Consider the following 13429-nt stretch of genomic DNA (forward strand, 5'->3'; position numbering starts at 1 on the left):
ATCGCCAGCAGGCTGGCTCCCACAGGATTCTCAGTCGTTCGCAGGCCTAGCGGACGGCCACAATACCTGCTGGCAATGGCGGTCGCCCTGCCAACACCGAGGCTGCATGTGTCGGCCTCATCGCTGGCAAGCCGAGTCGTCGCACCGCAGCTCCCACAGGTTTTGCGGTGTCCGCCATTTCTGCACTCACCCAAGATCCCTGTGGGAGCCAGCCTGCTGGCGATGGGGCCGGCGCGGCCCCGGCGATTAAAACCCTTCCAGTTCCGCCATCAGGTCATTGAGCCGGTCCGCCTTGTCCGCGGTGATGTCGTTGGCCACCAGTCCTTCGATGTACTCGGCCAGCTCCGCCACCGTGCTGCACTCGAACATCGCCCGCAGCGGCACGTCCCGTTGCAGGGCCTTCTGCACCCGCGAGGCGATCTGCGTGGCCAGCAGCGAATGGCCGCCGAGCTCGAAGAAGTTGTCGCGTACGCCCACCTTCTCCACCTTCAGCACCTCGGCCCAGATGTCGGCCAGGGTCTGCTCCAGTTCGCTGCGCGGCGCCAGGTAGTCCTGGCTCTGCAACTGGCCGATCTCCAACGCCGGCAAGGCCTTGCGGTCGAGCTTGCCGTTGGCGTTGAGCGGCAGGCGGTCCAGCCACAGCCAGTGCAGCGGCACCATGTACTCCGGCAATTCGGCGCGCAGGCGCTGCTTGATCCGCTCCAGCCGTTCGGCCGGGCTGAGGGCCGAATCGGCCGCCACCAGATAACCGACCAGGTGCTTGCCGTTGGCGCCCTCCTGCACGCCGACCGCGCCGTCGCGGACTTCCGGCTGCTCGTGCAGACGCGCCTCGATCTCGCCCAGTTCGATCCGGTAGCCGCGGATCTTCACTTGATGGTCGACCCGGCCGACGTACTCCAGCACACCGTCGCTGCGACGGCGGGCCAGGTCACCGGTGCGGTACAGCCGCTCGCCCGGCGCACCGAACGGGTTCGGCACGAACACCGGTGCGGTGCGCAGCGGATCGCTGACGTAACCACGGCCGACCCCGGTGCCCGCCACGCACAGCTCGCCCACGGCACCCAACGGCACCAGGTCCAGCGCACCGTCGAGCAGGTACAGCAGGTTATTGTCGGTCGGCGTGCCGATCGGCAGGTAACTGCCGCGGGTCGAGGCCAGGTCGACCCGGAAGAACGCCACGTCGTCCGAACATTCCGCAGGACCGTAGGCGTTCACCAGACCGATGTCCGGGTAACGCAGCAGCCATTGGTGCGCCAGCTCCGGCGGCATCGCCTCGCCGGTCGGCAGCATCCAGCGCAGGCCGTCCAGGCTCAGGCGGTCCGAGGCAAGCATGCCCTGGATCAGCGACGGCACGCTTTCCAGCACGGTGATGCCCTGCTGCTGCACGTGCACCAGCAAGCCTTGCGGATCGTGGGCGATGGTGTTCGGCACGATGTCCACCCGCGCGCCGAACAGCGGCGCGGCGAGGAACTGCCAGACCGAAATGTCGAAACTCTGCGAGGCGGTCTGGGCGATCACGTCGGCGTCGCTCAGGTTCAGGTACGGCACCTTGCTCAACTGGTTGTTGAGCATGCCGCGCTGCTCGACCATCACGCCTTTGGGCAGGCCGGTGGAGCCCGATGTGTAGATCACGTAGGCCAGGTTGTCCGGGCCGCTGTAGATGCCTGGGTCGGACGACGCTTGCGCGCCGGCCTGAACCTCTTCCCACACCAGCAGACGCGGACGGTTGGCGCAGCCGGACTCATCGAGCAAGGCTTGGGCCTGTTCGCGGCACGCCTCGCTGCACACCAGCACCGGCGTGCGGCTCAGTTCGATGATGCGGCTCAGGCGCTGGCTCGGCAGGCCCGGATCCAGCGGCAGGTAGCCGGCGCCGGCCTTGAAGCTGCCGATGATCATGCCCAGCAGGTCGAGGCTACGCTCGGCCAGCAGCGCCACCGGTTGATCCATCCGCACCCCGGCCGCGACCAGCGCGTGGCCGAGACGGTTGGCGCGCAGGTTCAGGTCGGCGTAGCTCTGGCGCTGGTCGAGGCAACTGGCGGCGATGCGCTGTGGGTGCGCCGCCACCTGCGCTTCGAACAGTTCGACGTAGCTCGTCTCCAGCGGATAGTCGTGGCCGCTCCGGTTGCAGCCGTGCAGCAGGAAGTCCTGCTCGTCGGCGCCCAGCAGCGGCAGGTCGGCCATGTCGCCATGGAAGCCGTCCACCAGCGCCAGCAGCAGGCGCTTGAACTCGCCGAGCATGCGCTCGACCGTCAATTCGTCGAAGTAGCGCTGGTCGTAGGACAGGTGCAGGCCGAGGTCGTCGCCCGGGTAGCACACCGCCGTCAGCGGGAAGTTGGTGTGGGTGCGGCCCGAGTCCGAGGTGGCGTTGAGGCTCTGCGCCCGATCCAGCACCGAGACCTCCACCGGGGCGTTCTCGAACACGAACAGGCTGTCGAACAGCGGCTGGCCCTTGGGCAGTTCGCTCTGCTCCTGGATGTTCACCAGCGGCAGGTATTCGTACTCGCGCAGCTGCATATTGCTGTCGAGCAGGCCATTGAGCCACTGGCGCACGCCGCAGCGCTGGTCGTCCGCCGGGATCTGCACCCGCAGCGCGATGCTGTTGATGAACAGCCCCACGGTACGCTGCATCTGCGGCATCTCCACCGGGCGGCCGGCCACGGTGACGCCGAACAGCACGTCACGGTCGCCGCTCAGGCGGCGCAGCACCAGCGCCCACGCCGCCTGGGCGAAGGTGTTGACGGTCAGCTGATGGGCCTGGGCCAGTTCGCGCAGACGCGCGCCGTCCTGCACATCGAGACGGGTGTAGCGGTCGCCGACGATCATGCCGCCGCTCTCGCCGGCGTGCTCACGCAGGAACGGCCGGTCGCTCGGGATCGGCGTGGTGCGCTCGAACCCTTGCAGGTTCTGCTGCCACCACTGGCGCGCTTCGGCCAGGCTCTGGCGCTGCAGCCAGCCGATGTAGTCGCGGTAGCGCGGCGGCACGGCCAGTTGCGCCTCGCGGCCTTCACCGAGGGCGGTGTAGATCTCGAAGAAATCGTTCATCAGCAGCGAGCGGCACCAGGCATCGATCAGGATGTGGTGGTTGCTCATCATGAACCAGTAGCGCGCCGCGCCGACCTTGATCAGGCGCAGGTGGAACGGTGCCTGGTTGAGCAGATCGAACCCGGCCTCGCGCTCGGCCTTGAGCAGCGCCTGGAGTTTCGGCTCCTGCTCGGCGTCGGCGACCGCGCTCCAGTCCAGGTACTCGATCGGCGTGCGGCCCGGGGTGTGGATCACCTGCAGCATGTCTTCGCCGACGTTCCAGCAGAACGACGCGCGCAAGGCTTCGTGACGGGCCGCCACCGCTTGCCACGCCTGGGCGAAGCGCTCGGGGTCGAGCTCGCTGTTGATGCGGTAGCGGTCCTGCATGTAGTACAGGCCGGTGCCCGGTTCGAGCAGGGTGTGCAGCAGCATGCCCTCCTGCATCGGGGTCAGCGGGTACACGTCTTCGATCTGCGCCGCCGGCACCGGCAACGCGTCGAGCTGGGCCTGGGTCAGCTGCGCCAGCGGGAAGTCGGACGGCGTCAGGCCGCCCGCGCCGTCTTGCAGGCAGTGGCCGATCAGGCTCTGCAGCTCGCCGATGTAAGCATCGGCCAGATCCTGGATGGTCTGCGGATCGTAGCGCTCGGCGCTGAAGGTCCAGCGCATCTGCAACTCGCCGCCGGACACCTGGCCGTCGACGCTCAGCTCGTTCGGCAGCGGGGCCTGCGGATCGTGGGCGGCGCCGACCGGTTCGTCCACCGGACGGAACAGCGCGTCGTTGCCCAGGGTCTGGTCGAGCTGGCCGAGGTAGTTGAAGGTGACCGGCGCGTTCGGCAGCGCCGCCATGCTGTCGCGGCTGGTGCCGTCGGCCAGGTAGCGCAGCACGCCATAGCCCAGGCCCTTGTGCGGAACCGCACGCAATTGCTCTTTGATCGCCTTGATCGACGCGCCCTGGCCGGCCGCCTCTTCGATGCCGTGCGGGGTCAGGCGCAACGGGTAAGCACTGGTGAACCAGCCGACGGTGCGGGTCAGGTCGATGTCGTCGAACAGGGTTTCGCGGCCGTGGCCTTCCAGTTGGACGAGCGCCGACGGCTGGTCGCTCCAGCGGCACAGCACGCGGGCCAGCGCGGTCAGCAGCAGGTCGTTGACCTGGGTGCGGTAGGCGCTCGGCGCCTGTTGCAGCAACTGCCGGGTGCGCTCGGCATCCAGTTGCACATTGACGGTTTGCCCGTGACGGTTCTGGCGCCCGCCCTCGGGGTTCTCGCACGGCAGCCCGGCCACAGGACCTGCCAGTTGCGCTTGCCACCAGCCCAGTTCCTCACGCAGGGATTCGCTGCCGGCGTAGGCCTGCAGACGCGCCGCCCAGTCCTTGAAGGCGCTGGTCTTGGCCGGCAGGTTCACCGACTGCCCGGCATCGAGCTGGCGGTACACGGTCTGCAGGTCGTCGAGCAGCACGCGCCATGACACCCCATCGACCACCAGGTGGTGGATGGCGATGAACAGACGCTGCTGGCCTTCCGGCCCATCGACCAGCACCGCACGCAGCAGCGGCCCGTGTTCCAGGTCGAGGCTGCGCTGGGCGTCGGCGAACAGCGAGGCGCACTTGTCCATGGACGGCACGCGCACTTGCCACAGCACGGCAGCCTCGGTCAGCGGTTGATGGTTCGCCTGCCATTCGCCATGGGCTTCGGTGAAGCGCAGGCGCAGGGCGTCGTGCTGTTCGATCACCGCCAGCAGCGCCTGCTCCAGGCGATGGGGTTCCAGCGCGGTGGCAGGTGCCAGCAGCAACGCCTGGTTCCAGTGCTGGCGCTCGGTGATTTCCGTGTCGAAGAACCAATGCTGGATCGGCGTCAGGCGCGATTCGCCCGTCACCAGCCCTTGCTCGGCGGTCACGGTTTCGCTGCGGCTGGCCACAGCGGCCAGGGTCTGCACCGTCTGGTGCTGGAACAGGTCGCGCGGGCTGAAATGGATGCCCTGCTGCCGCGCACGGCTGACCACCTGGATCGACAGGATCGAGTCCCCACCCAGTTCGAAGAAGTTGTCGTTGAGGCCGACCTGCGCAACGTTCAGAACCTCGCACCAGATCTGCGCCAGGGTCTGCTCCAGCTCGTTGCTCGGCGCCACGTAGTCCTGGCGGTTGAGCGCAGGGTCCGGTGCCGGCAAGGCGCGGCGGTCGAGCTTGCCGTTGGCGGTCAGCGGCATGCTGGCCAGCAGGATCAGGTGGGTCGGTACCATGTAGTCCGGCAGTTGTGCCTTGAGGTGCGCCTTGAGCGCTTCGCGCAGCGCGGCCTGATGCGTCTCGTCCCGTTCAGCCACGTCGGTGACGAGGTAGCCGAGCAGTTGCTTGCCGCTCGGCGCGTCCAGCGCCAGCACCACGGCTTCGCGGATCGCCTCGTGGTCCAACAGACGGGTTTCGATTTCCCCCAGTTCGATGCGGAAGCCGCGGATCTTCACCTGATGGTCGATCCGGCCCATGTACTCCACCAGACCGTCGGCGCCCTGGCGCACCAGGTCGCCGGTGCGGTACATGCGCCCGCCGTCGGCGGCGAACGGATCCGCCACGAAGCGTTCGGACGTGATGCCCGCCCGCTCGTGATAACCCACGGCCAGGCCGGCGCCGCCGACGTACAGCTCGCCCGTCGCGCCTTGCGGCACCAGCGCCAGGTCGGCGTCGAGGATGTAGGCGACGCGGTCGCCGATCACGCTGCCGATCGGCACGCTGCCGGCGCCCTCCTCCAGCATCTCCGGCGCCAGGCTCGCCAGCGGCATGACCACGGTTTCGGTGGGGCCGTAGGCGTTGAAGAACACGCTCGGCTTGAACGCGGCGCGGATCCGTTGCAGGTGCTCGCCGGTCAGCGCTTCGCCGCCGGTGATGATCATCCGCACCGGCAAAGTCTGGCTTTGCGTCGCCAGCCACTGCGCCAACTGGCTGCCGTAGCTTGGGGTGAAGCCGAGGATGCTGATGCGGTGCGCGCGGATCAGGCCGCAGATTTCCTCGGCGTCCCATTGCCCTTGGGCACGCAGCACCACGTGGGCGCCACTGAGCAGCGGCACCAGCAGACGCTCGGTGGCGGCGTCGAAGTTGATCGAATAGAAGTGCAACTCGCAATCGTCCGGGCGCATGCCGAAGCGTTCGATCACGGCCTGGCAATGCATGGCGATCTCGCCGTGGGACACCACCACGCCTTTCGGCTTGCCGGTGGAGCCCGAGGTGTAGATCAGGTACGCCTGATGCTGCGGCAGGCTGATGAACGGCAGCTCGCCGGACGGCTGGCCGGCCAGCGCGGCGCTGTCGTCCTCCAGGCACCAGCGCGCCACGTTCGGCGGCAGCTCGCCCAGGGCGGCGAACATCGCCCGGTCGCTGAGCAGCAGGCCGACGCCGCTGTCCTCGATCATGTAATGCAGGCGGTCGAGCGGGTATTCCGGATCCAGCGGCACATAGGCGCCGCCGGCCTTGAGGATCGCCAGCAGGCCAATGACCATCTCCAGCGACCGCTCAAGCGCCAGGCCGACCCGCACCTGCGGGCCGACGCCGCGCTCGCGCAGCGCCCAGGCCAGGCGGTTGGCGCGGGCGTCGAGCTCGGCGTAGCTCAGGGTCTGCCCGGCGAAGGTCAGGGCCGGCGCGTCTTTGCGCGCCAGCGCCTGCTCGGCGAACAGGTGATGGATGCACTGGTCGAGACGATGCTCGCCGGCCTCGACGCCGAGGCTGTCGAGCAGGCGCTGGCGCTCCGGCGCGTCCAGCAGCGGCAGTTCGCTGAGGGGCCGCTGCGGGTCGGCGATCAGCGCCTCCAGCAGGTTGCGCCAATGCCCGGCCATGCGGGCGATGGTCGGCTCATCGAACAGGTCGGTGCTGTAGGTGAGGCAGCAGCCCAGACGGTGGTCGAGGTCGGTGACTTCCAGGTTGAGGTCGAATTTGGTCGCCCGTGCGTCGTTGACCAGGTACTCGACGGTCATGCCGGCCAGGGTGCGGGTCTGCTGGAATTCCCAGCGCTGCACGTTGCACATCACCTGGAACAGCGGGTTGTAGGCGGCGCTGCGCGGTGGCTGCAACGCTTCCACCAGATGGTCGAACGGCAGATCCTGATGGGACTGGCCTTCGATCACGGTGTGGCGCACATGGTCGAACAGCTCGGCCACCGTCATCCGCCCGTCGAGCTGGCAGCGCAGCACCTGGGTGTTGAGGAATGCGCCGATCAGCCCTTCGCTTTCCGGGCGGATGCGGTTGGCCACCGGTGCACCGATACGCAGGTCGGTCTGGCCGCTGTAGCGGTAGAGCAAGGTGGCCAGCGCGGCGGTCATGGTCATGAACAGGGTCAGGCCGTTCTGCGCGTTGAAGGCGCGCACGCGGGCGGCCAGGTCATCGCTCAGGTCGAAGCGGAACAGTTCGCCCCGGTGGCTCTGCACCGGCGGCCGCGGACGGTCGCCCGGCAGTTCCAGCAGCGGGTGTTCGCGGCCCAACTGCGCGGTCCAGTAGTCGAGCTGACGCTGGCGTTCGCCGGACTCCAGCCACTGGCGCTGCCAGACGCTGTAGTCGAGGTACTGCACCGGCAGCGGTTCCAGCGGCGAGTCGCGGTCGTCGACGAACGCTTCGTACAGCGCGCTGAGTTCCCGGGCGAAGATGTCCATCGCCCAGCCTTCGGTGACGATGTGGTGCAGGGTCAGGACGAAGTAGTGCTCCTGCTCGGCGGTCTTGACCAGGCAGGCGCGCAGCAGCGGACCGGTTTCCAGGTCGAACGGCCGGTGCGCCTCTTCATCGGCCAGTTGCTGGACTTTCTGCTCGCGGACTTCGGCCGGGTGCTTGGAGAAATCCTTCCAGTCCATACGCAGGCCGGTTTCGGCATGCACCTGCTGACGGGCCACGCCATCGACGCTCGGGAACGTGGTGCGCAGGGTTTCGTGACGCAGGATCAGCGCTTGCAGCGCCGCTTCGAAGCGCCCGACATCCAGCACCCCGCGCAGGCGCGCCATGCCGCCGACGTTGTACGCCGGGCTGTCCGGCTCCATCTGCCAGAGGAACCACATGCGCTGCTGCGAATAGGACAGCGGCACCGGCCGGCTGCGGTCGACCTTCTCGATCGGCGGCTGCTTGTTGGTGCGGCCGCTGGCCTGGATCAGGCGGATCTGCTCGGCGAAACCGCCGAGCTCGCTGTGCTCGAACAGCGCCCGCAGCGGCAGTTCGACGTCGCAGGCCTGGCGGGTGCGGGAAATGATTTGGGTGGCCAGCAGCGAATGACCGCCGAGGGCGAAGAAATCGTCGCGCAGGCCGACCTGCGACAGGCCCAGCACCTCTCGCCAGATCGCGGCGATCTGGCGTTCCAGTTCGCTGACCGGTTCGACGTGCTCGCGCACCTGCCACTGCGGCTCGGGCAAGGCACGGCGGTCGAGCTTGCCGCTGGGGCTCAGCGGCATTTCGTCCAGGCGCATCAGTTGCGCCGGCACCATGTATTCCGGCAGTTCGGCGGCGAGGGCGGTTTTCAGGCGGGCGATTTGCGCCTCCTGGTCCTCGCTGGCATCGCCGGCGGTGAAGTAGCCGATCAGTTGCGGGCCGGCGGCGGTGTCGCGCACCAGCACGGCAGCCTGGGCGACGCCGTCCTGCGCCAGCAGGCGCGCTTCGATCTCTTGCGGCTCGACCCGGAAGCCCCGCAGTTTGACCTGCTGATCGAGGCGGCCGAGGTATTCGATCACGCCGTCGTTCGTCCAGCGTGCCCGGTCGCCGGTGCGGTACAGGCGCGCGCCCGGCTCGCCCACCGGATCGGTCACGAAACGTTCGGCGGTCAGCGCCGGCCGCCCGAGGTAACCGCGGGCCAGGCCGATGCCGCTGATGCACAGCTCACCCGGCACCCCGGCCGGCACCGGGTTGAGGTCGCTGTCGAGCACCCGGCAGATCACGTTGCCCAGCGGGCGGCCGATCGGCGAACGCTCGCCGTCGGCCTCGCTGCACTGCCAGTGGGTGACGTTGATGGCGGTTTCGGTCGGGCCGTAGCGGTTGTGCAGTTGCGCAGCCGGCAGTTGCGCCAGCACGCGGTTGCGCAGTTCCGCCGGCAGCGCTTCGCCGCCGGAGAACACCCGGCGCAGGCTGGTGCATTCGGCGCTCAGGGGTTCGTCGATGAACAGCGACAGCAGCGGCGGCACGAAGTGCAGCGTGGTCACGCCGTACTGCTGCACCAGTGCGGCGATGCGGTGCGGATCGCGGTGCTCGCCGGGGCCGGCGATCAGCAGGCGCGCGCCGGTGATCAGCGGCCAGAAGCATTCCCACACCGACACGTCGAAACTGATCGGCGCCTTCTGCATCAGCACATCGCTGTCGTTCAGCTGATAAGAGGCCTGCATCCATTGCAGACGCTCGGCCAGGGCGGCATGGGTGTTGCCCACGCCTTTGGGCTGGCCGGTGGAGCCGGAGGTGTAGATCACGTAAGCAAGGTTGTCGCCGTGCAGGTGCAGGCCCGGCGCCTGGCTCGGCCAAGTGTCCAGGTGCAGGCTGTCCATGGCGATGACGCTGACGCCGTCGCAGGCCGGCAGGCGGTCGAGCAACGCGGCCTGGGTCAGCAGCAGCCCGACGCCGCTGTCGGCCAGCATGTAGGCTAGGCGTTCGGCGGGGTAGTCCGGATCCAGCGGTACGTAGGCTCCGCCGGCCTTGATGATCGCAAGCAAGCCGATCAGCAGTTGCGGCGAACGTTCGGCGGCGATGGCCACGCAGACGTCCGGGCCGACGCCCTTGTCGCGCAGGTAATGGGCCAGGCGGTTGGCGCGGGCGTGCAGCTCGGCGAGGTCGAGACTGCCGCCGTCCCACACCAGCGCGGTGCGTTCCGGGGTTTGCCGCACCTGCTCGTTGAGCAGCTCCGGCAGCCATTGCTGCGCGGCGGCGCACGGCGCGCTGCTCCACTCATCCTGGCGCGACAGTTCGTGGGCCGTCAGCAGTTGCAGGTCGCCGATGGCCGCTTGCGGGCGCTCGCAGGCATCGGCCAGCAGGCGGGTGAAATGCTCCGCCAGGCGCTCGACGGTGGCGAGGTCGAACAGTTCATCGGCGTAGTCGAACGACAGGGTCAGACGCCCGTTGCGGTCTTCCTCGCTGTGCAGCTGCAGGTCGAACTTGGCCTCGCGGCTGTGCCACGGCAGCTCTTCGGCGAGCAGGCCCGGCAGGCGCTTGAGTGCGCTCAGGTCGCGTTGCTGATGGTTGAACATGACCTGGAACAGGCCTTGCTCGCGGGCCTTGGGGAAGGCTTCGAGCAGTTGCTCGAACGGCAGGTCCTGGTGGCCCTGGGCGCCGAGCGCGGCCTCACGGGTGCGGGCCAGCAGTTCGCTGAACGGCAGGCGCGGCTCCACTTCGGCGCGCAGCACCTGGGTGTTGATGAAGAAGCCGATCAGGCCTTGGGTCTCCAGGCGCGGACGGTTGGCGTTGGGCACGCCGATGCGGATGTCGCGCTGGCCGCTGTAGCGGTGCAGCAGACTCTGGAACGCCGACAGCAACAGCATGAACGGTGTCGCCGCCTGAGCCTGTGCGGCGTTGCGCACCGCCTCGCTGAGGCTGACGCTCAGCCGCACGGTATGGCGGGCGGCGCTGCCGGCCTGACGGGCCGAGCGCGGGTGGTCGGTGGCCAGCTCCAGGGTCGGTTGCTCGTCTCCCAACTGCGCTTTCCAGTAGGCCAGTTGCCGCTCGCCTTCGCCCTGGGCCAGCCACTGGCGCTGCCAGCTGCCGTAGTCGGCGTAGCGGGTCGGCAGCGGCGCCAGCTCCGCCCGCTGGCCTTGGGACGCGGCGGCGTACAGGCGCGAGAACTCGTCGATCAGCACGTTCAGCGACCAGCCGTCGGCGATGATGTGGTGCAGCGTCACCAGCAGTAGGTGGTCTTCATCGTCGAGGCGGATCAGGGTCACCCACAGCAGCGGGCCCTTCTCCAGGTCGAACTGGGTGCACGCCTCGTCTTCGCGGATCTGCTGCGCACGGGCCTCGCGCTCGGCGCCCGGCAGGTCGCTGAGGTCGATCCGCTGCAGCTCGAACCCGCCGGCAGGCAGCACCTGCTGCAGGGCCACGCCGTCGCGCTCGAAGAAGCGGGTGCGCAGGGATTCGTGGCGCTCGACCAGTTGCTGGAAGCTGGCGCTCAGGGCGTCCTCATCGAGTTCGCCGCGCAGGCGCAGGCCGCCGGGAATGTTGTAGGCGCTGCTGTGCGGGTCGAGTTGCCAGGTGATCCACAGACGGTTCTGCGCCAAGGACTGCGGCAACGCTTCGTGAGGCGGCAACGCGGTGATTTCGCCCTGGGCGCTGCCGCCGTCCTGTTGCTGCTGCGCCACGGCAACGGCGAACGCGCTCAGGGTCGGGGCTTCGAACAGCAGGCGCAGGTTGAGCTCCAGGCCCAGCGCTTCGCGCACCTTGGCGATCACCTGGGCGGCGGCGATGGAGTTGCCGCCGAGCAGGAAGAAATGGTCGTCGGCGTTGACCTGTTTGACATTCAAGTGTTCGGCCCAGATCTGGCCGATGCGCGCCTCAAGTTCAGAGGCCGAGGCAACCGGTGCCTGACCTTCTGCGGTCGCGGACGGGAACACCGCGTAGCTGTCGAGGCTGCCGTCGGCCAAGCGGTTACGGCACGCCGAGCGTTGCAGCTTGCCGCTGGAGGTCTTCGGCAATGCGCCCGGATTGAGCAGCACCACCACGCTCGGCGCTTCCTGATAGGCCTCGGCCACGGCCTGGCGGATCGCTTTGATCAGCGCCTCCGGCGGCAGGATTTTCTGTACGCTGCGGCTGATCTCCGCCGCGATGCCGATGCCCTCCTCGCCGTTCCGGGTGACCGCGAACGCCGCCACGCGGCCCTTGCGCACCACTTCCACTTCGTTCTCGACGGTCTTCTCGATGTCCTGCGGGTACAGGTTGTGGCCGCGCACGATCAGCATGTCTTTCAGGCGGCCGGTGATGAACAGCTCACCCTCGCGGAAAAAGCCCAGGTCGCCGGTGCGCAGCCAGGTCTGGCCGGCGTGCTGGACGAAGGTCTTGGCGGTGGCCTCGGGGTTGCGCCAGTAGCCGTGGGCGATGCTCGGCCCGGCCGCCCAGACTTCGCCGACGGTGTTGTCGGCCAGCTCTTGCAGGGTGACCGGATCGACGATCAGCACCGCGTGCTGCGGCTGGCTGATGCCGCAGCTCATCACCGGGCTGCCCTCTCCCGCTTCGGCGCGGTTCTGCGCCAGTGCCGCGTCGTCCACGCGCAGGGCCGGAATGCCCTGGCCGCGCGGCGTGCCGGCGACGAACAGGGTCGCTTCGGCCAAGCCGTAGGACGCCATGAAGCTGTCCTCGCTGAAGCCGCAGGCGGTGAATTTCTCGGCAAAACGCTCCAGGGTGTCGAGGCGGATCGGCTCGGAGCCGGAGTACGCCACGCGCCAGCGGCTCAGGTCGAGACGCTCAAGCGCCGATTCGCTGACCCGCTCGCTGCACAGCCGGTAGGCGAAGTCCGGGCCGCCGCTGATGGTGCCGCCGTATTGGCTGATCGCTTCGAGCCAGCGCAGCGGACGGCCGAGGAAATACGCCGGCGACATCAGGATGCACGGCACGCCGCTGAAGATCGGCTGCAGCAGGCCGCCGATCAGGCCCATGTCGTGGTACAGCGGCAGCCAGCTGACGATCACATCGTCCGGGTTCACGTCGATGCCGAAGCCGTGGCGGATCAGCAATTCGTTGGCCACCAGGTTGCCGTGGCTGACCTGCACGCCCTTGGGCAGCGCGGTGGAGCCGGAGGTGTATTGCAGGAAGGCGATGTGGTCGCCAGGCAACGCCGGCTCGACCCAGCGTTCGGCCAGCGCGTCGTCGAGGGTGTCGACGCACAGCAGCGGCGGCGCGCCTTCGATCTGCTGCAAGGCGTCGCGCAGGCCGGCGCTGGTCAGCAGCAGGCGCGGCTCGGCGTCGGCGATGATCGACAGCAGGCGTTCCTGGTGATGGCGCTTGGCAGACTCCGGCGGATAGGCCGGCACGGCGATGACGCCGGCATACAGGCAGCCGAAGAACGCCGCGACGTAATCCGGGCCGCTGGGAAACAACAGCACCGCACGCTCGCCGAACCCGGCCTCGGCCTGCAGCGCCGCGGCGATCGTGCGCGCACGCCGGTCGAGTTCGGCATAGCTGAGCACCACGGCCTGTTCCTGGGATTCGGCGAGAAAGCGCAAGGCCAGCCGGTCCGGCGTCAGGGCCGCCCGGCGCTGAAGGGCTTGGACCAGGGTGCTGGGGAGTTCGAACGCGTCGGTCATGAGGTTTCCTGCCTGAATTCGGCTTGCTAGTGGAATCGGGTTCTGCGTCACGCCCGGCGAGGGCGTGCAGGGCGCGGTCTGTGCCGACCGCGCAAGGCATGGGAATGCTGTGTGGCCGGGGCTGCGTGCCCGGAACCATTCACCAATGAGAACGGATGACGTCTTGAAATAATTAGTCGGCAGG

At 68.4% G+C, this 13429-nt stretch carries 1 protein-coding gene; it reads right to left on the reverse strand.

Going from position 1 to position 13429, the window contains the following annotated elements:
- Positions 1-246: 246 nt before the first annotated feature.
- The gene (locus CAG33_RS21315; RefSeq protein WP_085640446.1) at positions 247-13245 is read right to left on the reverse strand and encodes a non-ribosomal peptide synthetase; all 12999 of its coding nucleotides are present in this window, start codon (positions 13243-13245) and stop codon (positions 247-249) included.
- Between the last annotated feature and the right edge of the window lie 184 nt (positions 13246-13429).

The sequence above is a fragment of the Pseudomonas sp. B3(2017) genome (assembly GCF_002113595.1).
Classification (GTDB): domain Bacteria; phylum Pseudomonadota; class Gammaproteobacteria; order Pseudomonadales; family Pseudomonadaceae; genus Aquipseudomonas; species Aquipseudomonas ekonensis.

Bases quoted from the DNA above. Each gene is read 5' to 3' on its own strand.
- CAG33_RS21315 (WP_085640446.1), bottom strand. From the start codon at position 13,245: ATGACCGACGCGTTCGAACTCCCCAGCACCCTGGTCCAAGCCCTTCAG.